Origin of the sequence: Vreelandella hamiltonii, from assembly GCF_014651775.1 — a bacterium.
Taxonomy (GTDB): Bacteria; Pseudomonadota; Gammaproteobacteria; order Pseudomonadales; family Halomonadaceae; genus Vreelandella; species Vreelandella hamiltonii.
Genome location: NZ_BMXN01000005.1, coordinates 102,608 through 122,007, shown reverse-complemented (window position 1 = coordinate 122,007; position 19,400 = coordinate 102,608). Strand labels below are relative to the sequence as shown.

Here is a 19,400-nt window from a genome sequence, read left to right as displayed (position 1 = left end):
CTCTTTTTTATCGCTAACTGCCATGAAAACAACCGCCCGCCGCCACCGATCTGACAGCGCCAAAGCGGCCATAGCCGCCGCACAGGCCGCCGCCATGGAGCCAATAGCGCCTCCGGCTTGTGTTCGCCTGCGTGATAGTGACCGGCCCGTGTGGGCTGCCATTGTGACCGCTAGGGCGCGTGATACGTGGACGGATGCCGACCTTATCTTGGCTGGCCAGCTTGCCCGCACCTATGGCGACATAGCCCAGCTAGAGGAGTTGATCGACCAGCAAGGCATGATCTTGGGCGACCAGGTCAACCCCGCTTGTACGCTGCTGGATAAGATGAGCCGCCGCGCCCTGGCCATGGCACGGCAGCTAAAGATCGACACGATCAGCGTGGTGGGCAAGTCGCAAGACATCAACAAGAGCGCCGCACTAGAACGCGATGCGCGCCAAGGCGTTGACGATGACGACGGCTTGATACCGAGAACACTGCAATGACCCGAGCCGAACGCATTATCAAATTCATCGAGCGCTATTGTGTAACGCCTGAGGGCGCTGGCGTGGGTAAGCCGATGGTGCTGGCTAAGTTTCAAAAGCAATTCATCATCGACGTTTACGACAACCCCGCCGGTACCCGCCGCGCTATTCTGTCCGTGGGCCGCAAGAACGGCAAAACCGGCCTTATCGCCGCGCTACTGCTGGCGCACTTGGTAGGCCCAGAGGTGAAGCAAAACAGCCAGCTAGTTAGCGGCGCCATGAGCCGCGACCAAGCCGCGCTGGTGTTTAACCTGGCTTCAAAGATGGTGCAGATGTCTCCCGAGCTTTCCAAGATCGTGCGCATTGTGCCCAGCGGCAAGCGGCTTATTGGTCTGACAATGAACACTGAGTTTAAGGCGCTGGCAGCCGATGGCAAAACCGCCCACGGTCTTAGCCCCGTGCTGGCCATACTGGACGAAGTGGGGCAGGTACGTGGGCCGCAATCTGACTTTGTGGACGCGATCACCACCAGCCAAGGCGCACACGAAAACCCGCTAATAATCACGATCAGCACCCAGGCCGCCAACGATGCCGACTTGCTAAGCGAGTGGATAGACGACGCCCTAAGGTCGAAAGACCCGCGTACTGTTTGCCACTTGTACACCGCGCCCGCTGACTGCGATCTGATGGACGTTGAAGCATGGCGCGCCGCTAACCCTGCGTTGGGCATCTTCCGAAGTGAGGACGATATGCGAGAGCAGATGGCCCAGGCCGAGCGTATGCCGAGCATGTCCAACAGTGCCCGCAACCTGCTACTTAACCAGCGTGTCAGCCTAGACAGCCCCTTCATTAGCCCAGACGTATGGGCAGACTGTGCAGCCGCGCCGCTGCCGTTTGATGGGCCGGTGTTTGGTGGGCTTGATCTGTCAGCCCGTACCGACTTAACCGCCCTGGCGCTAGTGGGCAAGGTCGAGGGCGTATGGCAGGTTCAAATCTACTTTTGGACGCCAGAGCAAGGCATTTTCGACCGAGCTAAAAAAGACCGTGCCCCCTATGACGTGTGGGCGCGTGATGGCTTCCTGCGTACTACCCCAGGCGCAACCGTGGACTATGAGGCGGTAGCCGCTGACCTAGGCGACATACTGCAAGACGTAGACCTTCACGCCCTGGCCTTTGACCGCTGGCGCATCGACATCTTCAAGAAAGAGCTAGACCGCCTTGGCATAGAGTTGCCGCTGGTACCCCACGGGCAAGGCTTCCGCGATATGGCCCCAGCACTTGACGCACTTGAAGCCGAGTTGCTGAACGGACGCATAGCCCACGGCAACCACCCTGTTTTGACTATGTGCGCCGCCAATGCGGTCGCTGTAACGGATCCTGCTGGCGCTCGCAAGCTAGACAAATCCCGCCGTACTGGACGCATTGACGGCATTCAAGCCTTGGCGATGGCCATGGGGGCCGCCCAGTCAGCCGAAGAACCCGCCACCATTGAAACAGAGGTTTTATTCGTATGAGCGTTTCACTTGAAGAAGCAAAGGCCCATCTTCGCTTGATAGATGAAGACGACGCCGAAGACGGCTTGATTACCGGCTTAATTGAGGCCGCTGTGGGCTACGTGAGCGAGTACCTAGGCGATGACCTACCTGAACCGATGCCCGCGCCTGTGCGTGCTGCTGTGCTGCTACTGGTGGCCGATCTATTCGAGAACAGAGAGCGCCAAAGCGTGGGAGTAGGTAGCTACCAGCAAAACCCCACCTTCCAACTTTTGCTAAACTCGTACCGGTCTAACGAGGTTTTCTAATGGGCGACCTGAAAAGCGAGTTTGCATGGAGCGAGCGACCCGCCGGTGAATATCGTGCCGACCGTCTAGAGGAGGAGCGCGAACGCTTAAACCGTCGCTTGGTGTGGGCAATGCGTAAGCAGGATGCCCAGGCTATTGAGAGATTGCACCAGCGCCTTGAAGCGTTAGAGGAGGCAATCGACGACGACTTGGCCCCAGGCTGCCCGCCTAATAAGTTCGAGCGTTACCGCGGCAAGTGGTAAGGCTACCGATGCGCTTATGTTCGCATCGCTTAAAAGGTGGGGAAACTGCACCTTTTATCTAACCCATTGAAAAAGCGTAATTCCTGCAGGAAGTCACATTTATGCAGTTCGGAACCCTGGCGGGTGCTAACCCCTGAACACCATTTAGGCGTTACCCGACTTAGGGCATGTTGCCCTGACTTAGGCCAAACTGGCCTCACTCAAGCCAAACCGGCCTTGCCCGCGTGGGCGATGTCCGATTATCCGACATCGGCTAAAAGTGATTCACTTGCTAAGGGGGCATATCTGGGGGCACATCGGCAGCGCCTGAGCCGAGAAACCCCGCAACCACGGGGCTGGGGGATGGCTTTGTGCTGGACTGTCCCTCCGCCACTTATTTGAAAAAGCTCCTGATTCGTCAGGGGCTTTTTTTATGCGTGTGATTTGGCCGAGAATGTATTTATCTCCATCTGTATTCGTTGCCAGCGCTACTTAAAGGTGACGCTATCGTCAGGGTGCCTGCCTGATACCATGGATATGTATCAGTTGGGCCTTGTCGATTAACCAGTACCTGTCGACGCGGGGTTTATCTTGCTGCTGATGAGCAACATGCCTATAATAGATTCCAACAACACCCCCCAAGCCTATCCTGCAGCGCGCTGCGGTGATGCTCAAACCGGGGGGTTACTATTTTGGGGCTTCCAAAATGTACTATGACAAGCCTCCTATCCCTATTGAGCAGCAAGTGTCGCTACTCCGCAAGCGGGGCATGAATGTGCCAGATACCGCTCGTGCCGAGCATTACCTCACGCATATTGGCTATTACCGCTTAAGCGCTTTCTGGTTGCCTTTTGAAGAGCCTAATGCGCTCGCTGACGTTGGGCGCACCCACCGTTTCGTTGCTGGTACCTCGTTTGATGATGTGCTCCAGCATTATATATTTGACCGTGAGTTACGTCTGATTTGTCTTGAAGCCTTGGAGCGGGTGGAAGTCTCCCTGCGCTCGTTATGGGTGAATGCATTTGCTCTTCAAAAAGGGCCGCATGCGTATTTGGATGCTCAGTACTTTCATTGTCCTTACAAACACGCCAAGCAGGTGGCCAGAGCAGCCAACGATCTACAAGACAATGAAGAGGCGTTTGTAAAGCACTATCGCCAGAAGTATCGTGGGGCTGGATTGCCCCCTATCTGGATCATGGCGGAAACACTGACATTTGGAGCGCTATCGCAGTGGGTTGAACTCACCATGCCTACAGAAATTAAAAAGGTAGTGATTCAGCAGCTTGATCTACCGACCATCGAAATAGCCCAAGGCATTTTTCATAACCTCAGTCAGCTGCGTAATGTGTGTGCCCATCATGCACGCTTATGGAACCGTCGCTTCTCGAAAAAATATCCCCACATCCGTAGGATGCCGCTTCTCTTGCATCCAGAAACACCCGATGAACAGGCCCGTTACATCTATAACCATTTCGTGATGCTTGGCCACCTGATGGTGGTAATCAATCCTGGAACATCCTGGCCGCGGCGGTTGTATAGCCTTCTGGAAAAGCAGACCGAAGCCACCCACATAGCGATGCACCTTCCCGATCACTGGCGGACAGCACTGGCTGCCACTGGCCCGAAGGGCAGTTTCAAGTGATCAATCCGCCCACGAAGGGCTATTTCCAAAGCGCCACCAGATAGCTTATGTTGTTAACTCAACCAACAGGATGGTGACTCTATGAAACGGATATTAGCGGTAGCGATGACGATGGCCATGGCGGGCGTTGCTTTTGCAGACCCGACCATCGACGCTTCCAACCCGCGATACTTTGACCGGTCCCTCGATGAAATTCGTGCTTCACTGGATGACAGCGAGGCTGAACGCTTCGACGAGGCCGTGAATACGCTGCTGATGCGCCGTTCCCAGCAGGGGCTGACCATCGTTCAGCTCAGTGAACTGCGTGATGACGAGCTGGAAGCCCTCGCAACCGAGGCCCGGCGCAGTTTGCACGGGTTGAGTGGGCCGCAAGTGCTGGCCCTGGCAGGGGACTTGCCCGAGAAAGACAAGGAAGGCCATGAGCTGGAAGAGCCCATTGCTCAAGAAATGCTGAGCCGGTTCGTGGTGGAAAGTGCCGAGTATCGGTTAAGCGATGAAGGGGGGGCTGGCAGCACGCCGGTGATCGAACTTCGAGTTACCAACAACACGGGCGAACCGGTGGCACAGGCCCATTTTCGAGGCGTACTGCAAAGCCCGGGGCGGTCGACGCCTTGGGTGGATGAAACCTTCTTCTATACCATTTCCGGGGGCATCGAGCCCGGTGAAACGCTGGAGTGGAGCCTGGCCCCGGATAGCACCGGAGCATGGGGGAATCCGTCGATCAGCGACGATGCGCAGCTGAGTATCGAGGTTCTGCGCCTGGATGGCCCCACCGGTGACATGCTGTGGGAAAGGCCTTGAGAAAGCGCCTGACATGACGCATCAAAACCCGCCAAGGCGGGTTTTGATGGAGGTATCACTTGCGCAGGAGCGCACCATGGATAAAGTGTTTGCCTGGGACCATCGCCGAGAGCAGGTGGTCTATCGAATACCGGGGCATCGTCATGATGATGGACGAGAGGATAGTGACCTGTCGCCCGTGTGGCTGGCTGCTCAGCCCGATGATTTGCCGGAAGGTGTGGCCGTGGAAGACCTGCGCAAGGTCGACGTGGATGAGTAGCCTTATGGCTGCTCGTCGTGTGTTTGCTCGTTGAGGGTATTGGCCACATCGTCGGCTTCGGGCTTGGTGGTGCCCCGGTGGCGAACCAGCTCGCCATCGCGTTCGTTTTCATCCCTCGTGTCGACCACCCACCACTCGGGCTGGTCGTCGATTTCGGCACCTTCCTTTACTGCACGGTAGACGGCAAAACGTTCCATAATCCTCTCCTTGGTCATGATGGGTACGTTAACCCTAGCGCATATCGGCAACGGTTGCCGAAAGTTTGTTAAGCTTATCGGCTACTTGAGCGTGTAACAGGAGCCCTGCCTGTGTTTCAGCCTTCCCGCTGGCTGGTCAATGGCCATCTTCAAACTGTGTATAGCCCGCTGTTACGTCGCCGTGTGGCCCTGTCGCGCCACCGTGAACGCCTGACCCTGCAGGATGGGGATTTCATCGACCTGGATTGGTATGGGCCTGAAGGGCCACAGGTGCCTTGTGCTTTGTTGCTGCATGGTCTGACGGGCAGTGCTTCTTCTCACTATATCGTTGGCCAGCAGCAGGCCTTGGCGGCCATGGGCTGGCAAAGCGTTGCGGTGAACTGGCGTGGCTGCTCAGGTGAGCCGAATCACCGAGCCCGAGGGTATCACTCCGGGGCCAGCGAGGATCTGGCCGATATCGTAGCCCAACTGGTGGCACGGGCGCCGCAGAAACCGCTGGCTGCCGTCGGTTACTCCTTGGGTGGCAATGTGTTGCTGAAGTACCTGGGAGAAACCGGCGAGCAGTGCCCTTTACAGGCCGCCGTGGCGGTGTCGGTTCCCTTTCGGCTCGACCACTGTGCCGACCGTATCAGCCAGGGGGCGTCCAGGGTGTATCAAGTACGCTTTCTGCGTGACCTGCGCCGCTACGTGGAGAACAAGCGTCACGCGTTCGAAGCCCAGGGCCGCGAGGAAGAGTTGGCACGTTTGAGCGCTTTGCAAAGTCTGGAGGGAATGCGCACCTTCTGGGACTTCGATGGTCGCGTGACGGCGCCTTTGCATGGGTTTGCCAGTGCGGCCGAGTATTATCGCCGCTGCAGCAGTGCTTACTTCATTGGCAGCATCGCAAGACCCACGCTGGTGATTCATTCGTCGGATGACCCTTTCGTTTATCCTCATAGCGTGCCGCCGAGCGGTGAGTGGGCGTCTTGCGTCACGCTGGAGCTGCATGCACAGGGGGGCCATGTGGGATTTATCGAAGGCACGCCATGGCGGCCACGCTATTATCTCGAACACCGCGTGCCACACTGGCTCGCTGCACAAATAGCCGTACACGGCGCCGTGTCCTGATCACTTGAATAGGCAAGTCGAGGTTATTCATGTCTGCATTTCTGAAGCGGTTGAACGAGGTCGGGTCACCCCGCATTGGCCTGGGCTGCATGAACCTGTCCCATGGGTATGGCCAACGCGTATCGGACGCCGAGGCCATCCGTGCCCTGGAAGAAGCCTTCGAGATGGGATATCGCCATTTCGATACCGCCACGCTGTATGGCGGTACGGCCAACGAGCGGCTGCTGGGGAGCGCCCTGGCCAACAAACGTCACGCGCTGCTGCTGGCCAGTAAAGGCGGAATGGCCATGGACATGGAGCGCGGCCAACGGGTGATCGACGGTCGTCCCGCTACCTTGCGCAGACAGTGTGAAGAGAGCTTGGCGCGTCTGAAAACCGATCATCTCGATATCTACTATTTGCATCGCCTTGACCGTCAGGTGCCCATCGAAGAGAGCGTGGGCGCGCTGGGGCGCCTGGTAGAGGAGGGCAAGCTGGGCGCGGTGGGGCTATCGGAGATTTCAGCAGCGACGTTACGCAGGGCTCATGCCGAGTACCCCATTGCGGCCGTTCAGTCCGAGTATTCGCTGTGGACCCGCAACCCCGAAATTGCCCTCAAGCAGGCCTGTGAAGCGCTTGGAGTGACGTTGGTAGCCTTCAGCCCCTTGGGCAGAGGCTTCCTGACGGGCACGATGGATACGTATACGACGTTCCCTCAGGGCGACATGCGGGCCAACATGCCACGCTTCACGGGCGATAACCTGGTGCAGAATGTACAAGCACTGGCTGATTTCAAGGCGCTGGCCGCACGCCAAGGGTGGACGCCTGCCCAGTTGGCGCTGGCCTGGGTCTGTGCACAGGGGGAGAACGTCGTACCGATACCGGGCAGCTGTTCTACCCAGCACATGCGTGAGAACCTGGCGGCAGAGAACCTTCGCCTCGATGCGGATGTATTGGTCAGCCTCCGCCAGATGATGGGCCCAGAGACGGTAGCAGGCAGCCGTTACAGCGATGCACAGCAGGCGGATATCGATACCGAAGAGTTCTGACGCGCCTGGGGCATTTTATTTTTTTGGTGCCGTTGCATTCTTTCAGCATTTGGCTAACATCCAAATTATGCTAACAGGCTGTTAGCCCCCTAAGGAATACCGCCATGTTGAAAGGTCTGATTATCTGCTTCGCTGTACTGTTTGCCCAGTTGGCGGTACTGAACGTGATCGATGCGCGTCTCTACAACGCTCAGGATGCCCGCCAGTCTGCTTCTACCGTGGTGACACCGCATCGGGACGAAGAGGGCGATAGCGAATCGTCCGTGTAAGGGGCAGCGTTGTTCGTTGACCGTGGCTGGATGAAAAAACGACGGCAGCTTTGGAAGCTGCCGTCGTTTTTTTGGGTGCTGATCAAAGCATCTCTGCCAGCCAATGTTGAAACGTGGCCCAGGACTGCTGGTCGGCGCGTTCGTGATAGCGGTCGCTGCCGAATACGCTGAAGGCGTGCGGCGCACCAGAGTAGATGCCAATCTCGTAGGTAATGCCTGCGGCTTCGAGCTCCGTTGCCAGGGTGGCGACATCCTCCAGGCTCACCGCATCATCAGCGCCACCGTGGGCGATATAGATGGGTGCCGTATCGGCTGCGTATGCCTGGCCTTCAGGAGTGTCCAGGCCGCCGTGAAAGCTGGTATAGGCCGCGATGTCATCCGCCTCGCCTGAACGGGCCATTTCCAGCGCGACGGCGCCGCCAAAGCAGTACCCCATGATCACGCTGCGTGAAGCGGCGCCTACTTCACGGGCATGGGCAAGGCCTGCCAGGGTCAATTGACGCATGCGCTCGCGGTCTTCATAGAGTGCTCGCGTGGCAGCCTGTTTATCTTCGATGGCCTGGGGGCGATTGCCTTCACCGAACAGGTCGACGGCAAACGCATCGTAACCCTCCTCGGCCAGCATGTCGGCGCGCTGGCGCTCATAGTCATCCAGGCCGTCCCAGTCATGGACGATGATGACACTGCCTTTCGGGTTGTCACCGCCAGAGACGAAGTAACCGCTGAAGGACTCACCATCGACCTCATAGCGTGTGTCTTCGCCCTGCGGGGTAAAGCCATGGGCGGCCGTCGCCAAGGCGAAACAACCTACGGAAGAGATGATGACAGGGATCTTGTGGCGCATTGTCGTGTCCAATGTATGTTGGGAAATATCAGCATAGTCGAATCGTCGCTCGAGGCGACAACGCAAGACACTCGTTGCGTTTAAAGACAAAAACTTGCGTCTGGAACCTGAGGACGGCATTCTTGTCCGTTGTGAGTATGACCATATAGGGAGCACTGATAATGGCTTTTAACGATTCCAACCTGGCAAGAGCACAGACCACCACGGTCAGTGGTGCCAGTGCCAACAAGGTTCTGCGAAACACCTACGCGCTGCTGGCAATGACGCTACTGTTCTCTGCCGTCATGGCAGGGGTGTCCGTGGCCATGGGCATTCAGCAGCTGAACATTTTCGTGTTCTTCATCGGCGCCTACGGCCTGATGTTCCTGGTGCACAAGACTGCCAATTCAGCCGCAGGCCTGTTGGCAACCTTCGCGTTCACCGGTTTCATGGGCTTTACGCTGGGCCCCATCATCTCGGCCTACCTGACACTGCCAAACGGTGGCGCGTTGATCATGAACGCGCTGGCCATGACGGGGCTGACGTTCATTGGTCTGTCGGCCGTTGCGCTGACGACCAAGAAAGATTTCAGCTTCCTGGGCAACTTCCTGCTGGCTGGCGCGATCGTGCTGGTGCTGGCCATGGTCGCTGGGCTGATCTTCAACATTCCCGCGCTTTCCTTGATGGTGTCCGCGGGCTTTGTGCTGTTCGCTTCGGCGGCAATCCTGTACCAAACCAGTGAGATCGTTCATCGTGCGGGCGAGACCAACTACATTCTGGCGACCGTCACTCTCTACGTATCGATCTACAACCTGTTCATCAGCCTGCTGTCCATTCTGGGCATCATGAGCAACGATTGATGTAGCAGGGATGCTCACTGAATGAGAGCATCATGCAAGTACCAACAGACCCTACCCAGTAGGGTCTGTTTTTTTGGCTTCGCTAAAACGAGAGGTGAGCCATGCAGTATGGCCTGTTAGTGATGGGCGCCCCGTACTCAAGTGCCGCTCCTCATTCAGCGCTGCGCTTTGCCCATCAGGTCATTGCGAGTGGGCATCGGGTTACCGGTGTGTTCTTCTACCGCGATGGCGTTCACAATGCGTCGTCGTTGATGACGCCGCCCCAGGATGAGCTCAACCTGCGCGAGGCGTGGGTTGAGCTCCATCATACCCACGGTGTGATGCTCGATGTATGCGTGGCGGCGGCCTTGCGTCGGGGGTTGCTCGATGAGTCCGAGGCGAAACGCCATGGCAAGAGCGTGGCCAACCTGGAGGCTCCGTTCTCGCTGACCGGGCTTGGCCAGCTTTTAACGTTACAGCAGCAGTGTGATCGCTTGATCACCTTTGCCTAGGAGCCATTGATGAGCACTTCTCAACGTTTGGTGATCATTCGTCATGGGCCCCATGCGTCCAACGCCTTGCGTGAAGGGCTGGATGTGGCCCTGGTGGCGGCGGCATTTGGTGAAGAGGTAAGCCTGCTGTTCATGGGGCAGGGGGTGTTTGCGCTGCTCAAGGAGCAGGGCGCTGGCGCGCCGGGCCAAAAAGCGACGCTGCCGACGATGAACATGCTGGAAATGTACGACATCAACGACCTGTGGGTGCCCCAAGAAGCGCTGGACGAGCTGAGCCTGACGCCCGATCACCTGCGGGAAGGGGTCAAGTGCTTGCCAGCAGCGGAGCTGCCTGCGCTGTTGGCACGTCATGAACAGGTACTCACCTTTTAATGGGCGACATACGATGCTGCATATAGTCAACAAACCACCTGAGCACAGTGCCGCATACCAGATGCTGGCAGTCGTTTCCCCGGGTGACACGGTACTGCTCATCGAAGACGCCGTTCAGGCCGTGCTGCACGATGCCTGGCAGGGCTGGCGTATGGAAGGCGTGGAAATGCTGGCGCTGAATGAAGATGTGGTAGCCCGCGGGTTGAGTGGATATGCATCTGACAAGTCGTTGGCAGATATGCAGATGTTTGTCCGCTTGACCGAACAGCACCCGCAGATCTTGACGTGGTATTGATATGAGCAACGAACATTTATACCGTTATCTTGATTCGGCTAAAACAATCCAACTCGACCCTGAAGGCTATCTGGTAGAGCAAGGCCAGTGGTCAGAAGAAGTAGCGGAGTGGCTGGCGAACGACGAAGGCATGTCGTTGACGGCGGAACACTGGGAAATCATTCACGTGGTACGAGACTTCTACGCTCGTTACGAGATGGCACCTGCCATGCGACCGTTGGTCAAGGCCACCACGCAGGCGCTGGGGGCAGAAAAAGGGCGCTCGATCTATCTGATGATGCTCTTTCCTGGCAGCCCGCCGAAACGTATTGCGCGGATTGCCGGCTTGCCCAAGCCCACCAACTGCCTATGAGCATGCGCCTGCTGACCATGGCAGGCGCTATACCAGGTCTCCACGCGTACAGACCGAGAGCACCACGGCATCGTCCTGGCTGGTCGACACCAGCGCGTGGCCCATGTCGCTATCGAAATAGATGCTGTCACCCTCTGCCAGTACCAACGGGGCATAAAACTCGGTGTACAGCATGATATCGCCGTGCAATACCATCAAAAACTCTTCGCCGTCGTGACGCACCCACTGATGATATTCGTCAAAGCTGCGGGCGCGCACGATGGTCTTGAACGGGATCATGCGCTTTTGAGCCAACTGATGCCCCAGTAGCTCGTGTTCGTAGGTGGGGGTGGGGTGCAGCTGCCCTTTGCCTTTGCGAGTAAGATCGCGACGCCCCATGGTGTAACGCTCACGCTTGGGCGGCGTAAACAGCTGCGGCAGGTCGATATTCAAACCGCTGATCAGCTTCTGAACCACCCCGAACGTAGGCGAAACCTGATCATTTTCGATCTTGGACAGCGTCGAACGGGCAATGCCGGTACGTTGGCTCACATCTTCCAGGGTCCACTGGTTGGCCAGACGAATCTGCTTCAACCGCTCACCCAGGCGCAGCGGTTCGACAAAAGGTTTTCGCCCTGAGGCAATGCGCAGCGCGGCATGCTCTTCGGAAGTCGCGGTCATAAAGGTCACGTAGTGAGAGCGTCAATGAGAGAGAACGTCAACGAAAGCCGCATGGTACCACAGGCAAAAGGGGCGCGGTGGCGCCCTAGGGCGTATCGGTGAAAGGTAACCCCAACAGGGCCTTGAGATGTGCTTCACTGCTACTGGCCAATGAAGTCAGGTTATAGCCGCCTTCCAGCACTGACACCACTCGGTTGTCGGCATACAGGGCCGCTATCTCCATGGCCAGGTGCGTCACCCAGTAAAAGTCCTCGTCCTCCAGGCATAGGTCGCCCATGGGGTCCTCGCGGTGAGCATCGAACCCCGCCGAGAGCATCACCAGGTCCGGTTTGAACGCATGCAGCGCCGGTAGCCACTGACGTTCGATGGCGCTGCGAAACGCCGCGCTGTTGGTACCGGCCTCCAGCGGGGTGTTGACCACGTTCTGCCACTCGCTACGCAGGTAACGCCATGGATAGAAGGGGTACTGGAAGCTGGTACAGACCAGCACATCGGGGTCATTCTTGAAAATATCGATGGTGCCGTTGCACTGATGGACATCGAAATCGAGTATGGCGATACGCCGAGCGCCATATTTTGCGCGGGCATGGGCAGCGCCCACCGCCACGTTGTTGTAGAAGCAGAAGCCCATGGCGTCGGCAGCTTCCGCATGGTGCCCAGGGGGGCGGACCGCACAAAACACGTTGTCTGCCTGCCGTTTGTAAACCTGATCGACACCACGAATCACCGCTCCGGCCGCCACTCTGGCCGCTTTCAGGCTCTCCGGGTTCATCATGGTATCGCTGTCCAGCGTCACGATACCTTCATCGGGCACGCACTTCTCCAGCGCTTTCAGGTGGCGCAGGGGGTGCACCCGCGCAAGCGCTTCGTCATCCGCTTCCTTGGCATCCCCCTGCATGGTTTGTTGCAGCAATCCGCTCAGCGACAGGCGTGCACGAATGGCTTCCAATCGCTCAGGGCTTTCGGGATGTTCCGGCCCCATGTGGTGCAATACGCAATGGGGGTGGGTAAGGTAGGCGGTAATCATGCAAGTGCTCCGGTGACGGTAAAGCCACCTTAATCGCCCCGGGGGCTTGCGCGACAGTGTCAATAAGTCGTACACAGTAGGGACCCATGTCAGAGGAGATGCCTTCGTGAGCACACGCTTTCTGCACCATTTTTTCGAGCCTCGCTCCATTGCCGTGCTTGGGGCGTCTGAAAAGCCTGAATCGCTGGGTGGGCTCGTGTTGAGCAACGTGCAGGAGGCGGGCTTCAAAGGTGCGCTATGGGCGGTGAACCTGAGGGGCTACGATAGCGTATTTGGGGTCAAATGCGTCAGAAATGTCGACGAGCTGCCGGAAGTCCCTGATCTGTGCGTCATCTGCTCGCCTATCGAAGGCGTGCCTCGCTTGATCCGCAAGCTGGGCAAGTTCGGCGCCAAGGCCGCGCTGGTACTGTCAGGCGGCGCCTATCTGGACCGCGAGGAGGGCGACAAGGGGTCGATTCGTCAACGCATGCTGCAGGCCGCTCGGGAATCTGGCATCCGAGTGCTGGGCCCGGAGTGCATGGGCCTGATCGTGCCAGGTAAAAAACTCAATGCCTCTTATGCCAGCCAACCTATCAAGGCCGGGCGAGTCGCGTATCTGGGCCAGTCCGGCATGCTGGCCAATGCGATGATCGACTGGGCGGCGGGGCGGGACGTGGGCTTTTCCCATCTGATTACCGTGGGTGACAGCGTCGATGTGCTGCTGCCCGATTTGATCGACTACGTGAACCAGTACTCACCGGCCCAGGCCATCCTGCTGCACCTCGAACGGGTCACCGACGCCCAGCATTTCATGACTTCCGTGCGGGACGCCTCGCGCAACCGACTGGTGGTGGCGATCAAGAGTGGCCGAACCCCGCAATCGGATATTTCCGGCATGCCGCCGACGCCAGGAATCGCGAACCGTGACGTAGTGTTCGACGCTGCCTTTGCCAGGGCGGGGGTGGTACGGGTGAATGATTCGGACGAGATGCTGGATGCGCTGGAAACGCTGTCACGCATGAAACCACTGCGGGGAGACCGCCTGGCCATCGTGTCCAACGGCCTGGGCCCTGCCATGCTGGCCATCGACAAGCTGATCAGTGCCGGAGGAACGTTGGCCGAGTTCGATGCCGACACCCAGGCGGCTCTGCACAAGAGCCAGGTCGACATGAGCAAGCCGGGGGAAAACCCGGTAGACCTGGGGGGCAACGCCACACCGGAGCGCTTCGTCGAGGCGCTGCAAATCGTCACTGCAGACCCCAATGTCGATGCGGTACTGGTGGTTCACGCCCCCACTCGGCTTGCACCTTCGGTGACCACTGCCCAGGCGCTGATCGATCACCGCAAATCCTTCAAGCGCAACCTGCTGACCAGTTGGATGGGGCTCAAGGAAGCCCTCAACGCCCGCCATGTCTGTAATCTGGCGGGGATTCCTACCTATACGTCACCGGAAAAAGCGGTCAAGGCTTTCATGCACATGGTCGACTATCAGCGGGTGCAGGCGCTGCTGCATGAAATTCCGCCCAGCCTGCCGTTTTCCACCAGTCCGGCGATTCGCGCCGAGTGCCGTGCCCTGATCAAACACGCCAAGGAGCAGGGGCGGCAAACGCTGACCCACTCGGAAACCGCCCGGGTACTGGAAGCCTACGGCATCCCCACGGCAGAAAGTGTCTACCTTCAGTCGCCGGAAGAAGCCTTGCAGGTAGCAGAGCGCTTCCCGGGCCCCAAGGCGTTGAAAGTGATTCACGACGGCAACTGTCGGCCCTATCGTTATCGAAAGCATCCCCACAAGATTTCGGCAGGCCTGCTGCAGGACCTCGAAAGCGCTCAGCAGGTGGCCGATGGCGTGCGCCAATTGGGAGACAAGGTCCGCGAGAAATTTCCCGAGCACAGCGTGCGTGAGTACTGCCTTCAGCCCATGCAGCGGGGCAAGCACTCCATGCAGATATGTGCCGGCATCACCCGAGACCCGGTGTTCGGCCCGCTGATCGTGTTTGGTATCGGGGGCTACAAGGTCAACGTGCTGGCGGACCGGCAGGTGGCGCTGCCACCGCTGAACATGAGCCTGGCCTCGGATGTGGTTGGCCGCACCCATGCTGCCTCGCTGATCCGTGAACACTCTGCCGACCCCGAGCGGGACATCCAGCGGCTCTGCCAGCTGCTGGTCAAGCTGTCACAGATGGCCTCCGACCTGACCGATCTGCGCGGCCTGGAGCTCAACCCGCTGTTGCTCAACCGTGACGGTATGCTGGCGGTAGATTTTGCCATGGATTTGGGCACTCCCGCCCGGTTCGCCATCATGCCGTACCCGGAAGAGCTGCGGGAATGGGTCTCCCTGAAAAACGGTTGGCAGGTGGAAGTGCGGCCAATTCGCGCAGAAGATGCGCCGCTGATCACCGCTTTTCACCGGCAGCTGTCGGAGGAGAGCATCCGTTTTCGCTATTTCCACAACAAGTCCAGCCTGACACAGCGTGACCTCTCGATTCTCTCGCACATCAACTATGACCGGCAGATGGCCTTCATTGCCGAACATCAGCACGACGATGGCAGCAAGGAGATGCTGGGAGTGGTGCGGGTGTGGAACGACCCAGACAATATTCGCACCGAGTTCTCGATCATCATTCGCGATGATTTGCAGGGCTTGGGGATCGGTAGCCTGCTGATGAAGAAAATGATCGATTACTGCACCAGCATCGGCACCCTGGAAATGATCGGCAAGATCATGGTGGACAACCACCCCATGCGGGCGCTGATGAAGCACCTGGGGTTCCGCTGCCGCTATAATATGGAAGAGCAGGTAATCGATGCCGTGCTGAGACTCAACGAGCCAGATAGCGAATGGCAGCGCCACCGCCTGGAGAGCCTGCCGGATTAAGGGCGGGTACTGCCTGAGGAGCGGCCTCCTCAGGCAAGGTTACATGGAAAGCAACGTCAGGGCGCCAGGCGGAAGCGGCTCCACTCGCCACCGTCGCGGCGCTCGTAGCGCAGGCGGTCGTGCAGGCGGCTTGGCTGCCCTTGCCAGAACTCGATCATTTCAGGATTGACTCGATAACCTCCCCAGTGAATCGGGCGTGGAATCGTCTGGCCCTCATACGCCTGCTCGAAACGCTTCTGACGCTCCTCGATCCAGTTGCGGTCAGGAATCACCACGCTCTGGGTAGCGATCCAGGCGCCCAGCTGGCTGCCGCGAGGTCGGCTGGCAAAATACTCGTCTGACTCTGCCGCGGGAACCTGCTGGACAGGCCCTTCGATACGCACCTGCCGTGACAGCGACGGCCACCAGAAGGTGAGTGCCGCGTAAGGCACGTTGTTGAGCTCGCTGCCTTTGTGGCTGTGGTAGTTGGTAAAAAACACCATGCCCTGGGCATCGAAGCCCTTGAGCAATACCACGCGAGCATGGGGGCGTCCCTGGCTGTCTACCGTGGCCAGGGTCATGGCGTTGCCATCCTGGCCTTCCTGTTCCAGGGCAAGGCTGAACCACTCATCGAACAGTACAAACGGGTCGCTGGGGGCCGCAGCCTCTTCCAGACGTCCACCTTCATAGTCGCGCCTGACATCGGCAATGTTACGTGTCATGAGCGGATCTCCCTTGCTTTCATCAGTTGTATGCAGGTTATGTTCGCTGGTCTGTGCGTAAAGCTCAAGCATTGATCATGGCTCGCTCCGATGCCGACGCTTGTGACTGTGATACCAACGTGGATAATGAGACACCTTGCCAGCACCATGACAGAGGAACGGGGAATGCAGAAGCAGACAAGACGCATTGCAGTGTGGGATGTGCTGATACGCCTGTGCCACTTGGCCTTGCTGGTCGCCGTCGCCCTGGCCTTTTACACGACCAAAACCGACGGAGCCCCGTTTCTGTTTCCCATCGAGGTGCATGCGCAGGCGGGCTACGTGATTCTGGGACTGGTCGTCTTCCGCGTACTGTGGGGCCTGGTGGGCAGCCGCTACGCTCGTTTCTCGACCTTTCTCTACTCACCGACGCGCACCACCGACTATGTCCGTGCGCTGATGAAGCGCCAGGAGCCTCGCTATGCCAGCCACAACCCGTTGGGCGGCTGGATGGTCGTGCTGCTGCTGTTGAGTCTGGGATTTCAAGCCCTCAGTGGCCTGTTCCTGAGTGACGACATCTTTTTTCAGGGGCCGCTGAACGGCTGGGTCGAACGTGACCTGAGCCGCGATCTCGCCAGGCTACACGCCTTGAACAGTGATCTGCTGTTGATATTGATCGGCGTGCATGTGGCGGGGGTGGCGCTGCATGGTGCCAAGGGGGAAGGGCTGATGGCGGCCATGGTCACCGGCGTGAAACGCTTTGCCCGGCCGCCTGTGGATGAAGCACCCGCCGTTCACTCGGCGACTACTCAACGGCTGTGTGCCGTTGGTGCGCTGCTGGTGGCGGCGGGTGTCAGTGGTTGGCTGTGGTTTGCGTAAGATCAGCCTTTCAAGTGCTGCTGACGGCTACGGAAACGCGCGTAGCCCATGCAGCCGGTGAATAGCGCCAGTGCCACGATGGCTTCCAGCACGCCGCGCAGACCTTGCCCTGGCAGCGTGGCCAGCATGACCCCTTGGGTGAAATAGAGCAGACTGACGAAGGCCAACCAGGCATGGCCGCGCGCACGCTGGCCAATGATCGAGGGCAGAAACAGTATCAGCGGCAGAATGAATGCCACCACCGGCCGCCAGTTGAAATTGTCCCCTTGAATGAAAAACCCGCGATAGATGACCAACAGCAGCAGTAGCGCGAAACTCCCCAGTACCAGCTGGCGAGAGTAACGGGTCAACGTATCCAGCCCATGGCGCTGTTCCAGACCATCCAGCCACTGTCTCATGATGCCTCCTTGCGGCGCATTGCTTCGAGTGCCAGGGCCAGACGGGCAATGCGCTTGCCTTGTGCTTGGCACAGCGCACGTTCGTCGGCATCCACCGGACGGTCACTGCGAGCCCCAGCCACGTGGCTCGCCCCGTAGGGGGTTCCGCCGGTTTGGGTGCTCAACAGCTCGGTTTCGCTGTAGGGTACGCCTGCGTACACCATGCCATGGTGCAGCAGGGGCACCAGCATGCTCAGCAGCGTGCTCTCCTGGCCACCGTGAAGGCTGGAGGTCGAGGTGAAGGCACAGGCGGGTTTATCGATCAGTGCACCATTCATCCAGAGGTTGCTGGTGCTGTCCAGGAAGTACTTCAAAGGGGCGGCCATGTTGCCAAAGCGGGTCGGGCTGCCCAATGCCAGCGCGCTGCAGTAGCGTACATCGTCCAGCGTGGCGTAAACCGCGCCTTCTTCCGGAATCTCGGGGTCGACGGCCTCGCAGGTGGTCGATACTGGCGGCACCGTGCGCAGGCGTGCTTCGATGCCTGCCACGCTTTCTACGCCTGCGGCCAGCTGTCGTGCCATCTCTGCCGTCGCGCCTGAGCGAGAGTAGTAGAGAATCAATACATAAGGGGTAGCATCGCTGCTCATGGTCGCTCCTGAAGGGGCCTGAAGTAGGCAAGGACGCTGCCTGGGGTTGGCGGCGTCGTCAAAGATGTGGGGTATGTTACCAGAGCGGCCAGGTCGACAGGAGGGGCAAGCCAACGCTGCCCGAGGGTTGGCAAGCGCACATATACCCAGGCCTGCTGCCCGTTGGCCAGCGGCTGTTTGATGCGGTTATAGCGCACTCCCAGCCGTTCGTAGCGGTCCAGCCTTTCCAACTGATCTGCCGTCACGGTCAACAGCAGCCCCTCCACGTGGGCCGCCGGGTTGGGCGACAGGTCGAGGCCCCGGCGTTCGAAGCCCGGTAGCCGTGCTTCACTTGGATTGCCGGACGCACCCATGACCACCCAGCGCACCGGCCAGTAGCGCAGCGTGCCGTAGACGAACACCTGATGCGTGCGCGGTTCGATCTCGGCCACGGTATCGGGGCGCTCATAAAACCAGGGGCTCAGCATGGTCAGCCACAGCCACCCGGCCATACCGATCAGCAGTAGCGCTATGAGCCACAGCCCGCGTTTGACCCAAACCATGGGCATGACTCCTCAGGTTGCAAATCTCTCAGCTTGAACGGCGTGACGGCACAAGACAAGTCTTAAGCAATATCGCGGGGTTTGCTACGATGGTAGAAGATAGCGTGGCACTCTATAGCTGACGAAAGGAGCCTGATATGAGTCAGTCACTTCGGGATGAGTTGGATTTCCGTTCGCTGGTCGGCGAGGTAACGCCGCTGGCCAAGCGAAACCGTGCCGATACAGGCCCTCGGCGGCAAACGCCCTCCGAGGCGCAGCTGGCCAGACGTGAGAGCGCCGCTCAGCGCTTCGATGAGCGCAATTTTCTGTCCGATGATTTTGTCGATCTGCTGCCTCCTTTCGACCCCATCGAGTTTCGCCGCGAGGGGACCCAGCAAGGCGTGGTCGATAAGTTGAAGCACGGCGGTTACAGCGTTCAAGCTCAGCTTCACCTGCTGCGCAGACCTTTGGCGGAGTGCCGGCGCATGCTGTTTCCGTTCATTCAGGAGGCCTATGCCCACGACTTGCGCTCGGTGCTGATCGTGCATGGTCGTGGCCGCGAGCTGGATAGCCCAGCCAACGTATTACGCTCTTATATCGCCAAGTGGCTGACCCAGTTCGACGAAGTGCAGGCGTATGTCTCCGCCCAACCGTCGGAGGGTGGGTTAGGTGCCACCTGGGTGATGCTGCGCAAGAGCGATCGCGCCAAGGCCCACAATCGAGAGCGCCAGCAGAAACGGCGCGGCTGAACGCAAAAACGCCGACAGGGGCTGC

At 58.8% G+C, this 19,400-nt stretch carries 26 protein-coding genes; 18 read left to right on the top strand and 8 right to left on the bottom strand.

Features of this window, described 5'->3' with window-relative positions; genetic code table 11:
• Positions 1-22 precede the first annotated feature (22 nt).
• The 7 genes from IE091_RS06395 to IE091_RS06365 all read left to right on the top strand — a co-directional run bounded on the left by IE091_RS06395 (position 23) and on the right by IE091_RS06365 (position 5,187).
• A complete protein-coding gene (locus IE091_RS06395; RefSeq protein WP_189463083.1) occupies positions 23-484 on the top strand; it encodes a TerS protein in 462 nt (153 codons plus the stop codon).
• Positions 481-1,977 (top strand): terminase large subunit, encoded by a 1,497-nt coding sequence (locus IE091_RS06390; protein WP_189463082.1) that lies wholly within the window; start codon positions 481-483, stop codon positions 1,975-1,977. The genes IE091_RS06395 and IE091_RS06390 overlap by 4 nt, the downstream gene beginning before the upstream one ends.
• Positions 1,974-2,264, top strand: a complete 291-nt coding sequence (locus IE091_RS06385) for a head-tail connector protein (protein ID WP_189463081.1) — start codon at positions 1,974-1,976, stop codon at positions 2,262-2,264. Before IE091_RS06390 ends, IE091_RS06385 begins: the two co-directional genes overlap by 4 nt.
• A complete protein-coding gene (locus IE091_RS06380; RefSeq protein ID WP_189463079.1) occupies positions 2,264-2,506 on the top strand; it encodes a hypothetical protein in 243 nt (80 codons plus the stop codon). Before IE091_RS06385 ends, IE091_RS06380 begins: the two co-directional genes overlap by 1 nt.
• Positions 2,507-3,191: 685 nt before the next feature.
• On the top strand, positions 3,192-4,127 hold the full coding sequence (locus tag IE091_RS06375) for an Abi family protein (protein ID WP_189463077.1): 936 nt from the start codon (positions 3,192-3,194) through the stop codon (positions 4,125-4,127).
• Between the two features lie 81 nt (positions 4,128-4,208).
• The gene (locus tag IE091_RS06370) at positions 4,209-4,928 is read left to right on the top strand and encodes a DUF6694 family lipoprotein (RefSeq protein ID WP_189463076.1); all 720 of its coding nucleotides are present in this window, start codon (positions 4,209-4,211) and stop codon (positions 4,926-4,928) included.
• Positions 4,929-4,974: 46 nt separating this feature from the next.
• Complete coding sequence (locus IE091_RS06365) at positions 4,975-5,187, top strand: hypothetical protein (RefSeq protein ID WP_229800773.1); 213 nt, start codon at positions 4,975-4,977, stop codon at positions 5,185-5,187.
• A 2-nt stretch (positions 5,188-5,189) separates the two neighbouring features.
• On the opposite strand, the gene IE091_RS06360 is transcribed toward IE091_RS06365, so the two are convergent.
• The gene (locus IE091_RS06360; RefSeq protein WP_189463075.1) at positions 5,190-5,384 is read right to left on the bottom strand and encodes a hypothetical protein; all 195 of its coding nucleotides are present in this window, start codon (positions 5,382-5,384) and stop codon (positions 5,190-5,192) included.
• A gap of 111 nt (positions 5,385-5,495) precedes the next feature.
• On the opposite strand from IE091_RS06360, the gene IE091_RS06355 reads away from it, so the two are divergent.
• The 3 genes from IE091_RS06355 to IE091_RS06345 all read left to right on the top strand — a co-directional run bounded on the left by IE091_RS06355 (position 5,496) and on the right by IE091_RS06345 (position 7,788).
• On the top strand, positions 5,496-6,491 hold the full coding sequence (locus tag IE091_RS06355; protein ID WP_189463073.1) for a hydrolase: 996 nt from the start codon (positions 5,496-5,498) through the stop codon (positions 6,489-6,491).
• 29 nt (positions 6,492-6,520) lie between these two features.
• Positions 6,521-7,519 (top strand): aldo/keto reductase, encoded by a 999-nt coding sequence (locus IE091_RS06350; protein WP_189463072.1) that lies wholly within the window; start codon positions 6,521-6,523, stop codon positions 7,517-7,519.
• Between the two features lie 104 nt (positions 7,520-7,623).
• A complete protein-coding gene (locus IE091_RS06345) occupies positions 7,624-7,788 on the top strand; it encodes a hypothetical protein (protein WP_016913867.1) in 165 nt (54 codons plus the stop codon).
• An 82-nt stretch (positions 7,789-7,870) separates the two neighbouring features.
• Here the strand turns inward: IE091_RS06345 and IE091_RS06340 are convergent, their stop codons facing one another.
• A complete protein-coding gene (locus IE091_RS06340; RefSeq protein ID WP_189463070.1) occupies positions 7,871-8,632 on the bottom strand; it encodes a dienelactone hydrolase family protein in 762 nt (253 codons plus the stop codon).
• Positions 8,633-8,793: 161 nt separating this feature from the next.
• On the opposite strand from IE091_RS06340, the gene IE091_RS06335 reads away from it, so the two are divergent.
• From IE091_RS06335 to IE091_RS06315, 5 genes are all read left to right on the top strand, one after another.
• Positions 8,794-9,471, top strand: coding sequence for a Bax inhibitor-1/YccA family protein (locus tag IE091_RS06335; protein WP_039177898.1), 678 nt, complete (start codon positions 8,794-8,796; stop codon positions 9,469-9,471).
• Positions 9,472-9,572: 101 nt separating this feature from the next.
• The gene (tusD, locus tag IE091_RS06330) at positions 9,573-9,962 is read left to right on the top strand and encodes a sulfurtransferase complex subunit TusD (RefSeq protein WP_039177900.1); all 390 of its coding nucleotides are present in this window, start codon (positions 9,573-9,575) and stop codon (positions 9,960-9,962) included.
• 9 nt (positions 9,963-9,971) lie between these two features.
• Entirely contained in the window at positions 9,972-10,334 is a 363-nt protein-coding gene (tusC, locus tag IE091_RS06325; protein ID WP_039177902.1) for a sulfurtransferase complex subunit TusC, read from the top strand.
• A gap of 13 nt (positions 10,335-10,347) precedes the next feature.
• On the top strand, positions 10,348-10,629 hold the full coding sequence (gene tusB, locus IE091_RS06320) for a sulfurtransferase complex subunit TusB (RefSeq protein WP_189463068.1): 282 nt from the start codon (positions 10,348-10,350) through the stop codon (positions 10,627-10,629).
• Between the two features lies 1 nt (position 10,630).
• Positions 10,631-10,981, top strand: a complete 351-nt coding sequence (locus IE091_RS06315) for a TusE/DsrC/DsvC family sulfur relay protein (protein WP_189463067.1) — start codon at positions 10,631-10,633, stop codon at positions 10,979-10,981.
• A gap of 27 nt (positions 10,982-11,008) precedes the next feature.
• Here IE091_RS06315 and IE091_RS06310 read toward each other — a convergent pair whose 3' ends face one another.
• Together IE091_RS06310 and IE091_RS06305 are read right to left on the bottom strand one after the other, a co-directional pair.
• The gene (locus tag IE091_RS06310) at positions 11,009-11,641 is read right to left on the bottom strand and encodes a helix-turn-helix domain-containing protein (RefSeq protein ID WP_039177909.1); all 633 of its coding nucleotides are present in this window, start codon (positions 11,639-11,641) and stop codon (positions 11,009-11,011) included.
• Between the two features lie 85 nt (positions 11,642-11,726).
• Positions 11,727-12,668 carry a histone deacetylase family protein gene (locus IE091_RS06305; RefSeq protein ID WP_189463065.1) on the bottom strand — a complete coding sequence of 314 codons (942 nt, stop codon included), beginning with the start codon at positions 12,666-12,668 and terminating at the stop codon, positions 11,727-11,729.
• Between the two features lie 106 nt (positions 12,669-12,774).
• Here IE091_RS06305 and IE091_RS06300 point away from each other — a divergent pair, with 106 nt between their 5' ends.
• A complete protein-coding gene (locus IE091_RS06300; RefSeq protein WP_189463064.1) occupies positions 12,775-15,522 on the top strand; it encodes a bifunctional acetate--CoA ligase family protein/GNAT family N-acetyltransferase in 2,748 nt (915 codons plus the stop codon).
• Between the two features lie 56 nt (positions 15,523-15,578).
• Here IE091_RS06300 and pdxH read toward each other — a convergent pair whose 3' ends face one another.
• Positions 15,579-16,223: a pyridoxamine 5'-phosphate oxidase gene (gene pdxH, locus IE091_RS06295; protein WP_096922983.1), complete on the bottom strand. Its 645-nt coding sequence runs from the start codon at positions 16,221-16,223 to the stop codon at positions 15,579-15,581.
• Between the two features lie 165 nt (positions 16,224-16,388).
• On the opposite strand from pdxH, the gene IE091_RS06290 reads away from it, so the two are divergent.
• On the top strand, positions 16,389-17,081 hold the full coding sequence (locus tag IE091_RS06290; RefSeq protein ID WP_096922984.1) for a cytochrome b/b6 domain-containing protein: 693 nt from the start codon (positions 16,389-16,391) through the stop codon (positions 17,079-17,081).
• A gap of 2 nt (positions 17,082-17,083) precedes the next feature.
• Here IE091_RS06290 and IE091_RS06285 read toward each other — a convergent pair whose 3' ends face one another.
• From IE091_RS06285 to IE091_RS06275, 3 genes are read right to left on the bottom strand one after another with little or no spacing between them, the layout of a single operon-like run.
• Positions 17,084-17,479, bottom strand: a complete 396-nt coding sequence (locus tag IE091_RS06285) for a DUF2069 domain-containing protein (RefSeq protein ID WP_189463062.1) — start codon at positions 17,477-17,479, stop codon at positions 17,084-17,086.
• Positions 17,476-18,105: an NAD(P)H:quinone oxidoreductase gene (wrbA, locus tag IE091_RS06280; RefSeq protein ID WP_189463061.1), complete on the bottom strand. Its 630-nt coding sequence runs from the start codon at positions 18,103-18,105 to the stop codon at positions 17,476-17,478. Before wrbA ends, IE091_RS06285 begins: the two co-directional genes overlap by 4 nt.
• Positions 18,102-18,647, bottom strand: a complete 546-nt coding sequence (locus tag IE091_RS06275; RefSeq protein ID WP_084123765.1) for a gamma-glutamylcyclotransferase family protein — start codon at positions 18,645-18,647, stop codon at positions 18,102-18,104. Before IE091_RS06275 ends, wrbA begins: the two co-directional genes overlap by 4 nt.
• 137 nt (positions 18,648-18,784) lie before the next feature.
• On the opposite strand from IE091_RS06275, the gene smrA reads away from it, so the two are divergent.
• Positions 18,785-19,375: a DNA endonuclease SmrA gene (gene smrA / locus IE091_RS06270; RefSeq protein WP_016913852.1), complete on the top strand. Its 591-nt coding sequence runs from the start codon at positions 18,785-18,787 to the stop codon at positions 19,373-19,375.
• Positions 19,376-19,400: the final 25 nt, after the last annotated feature.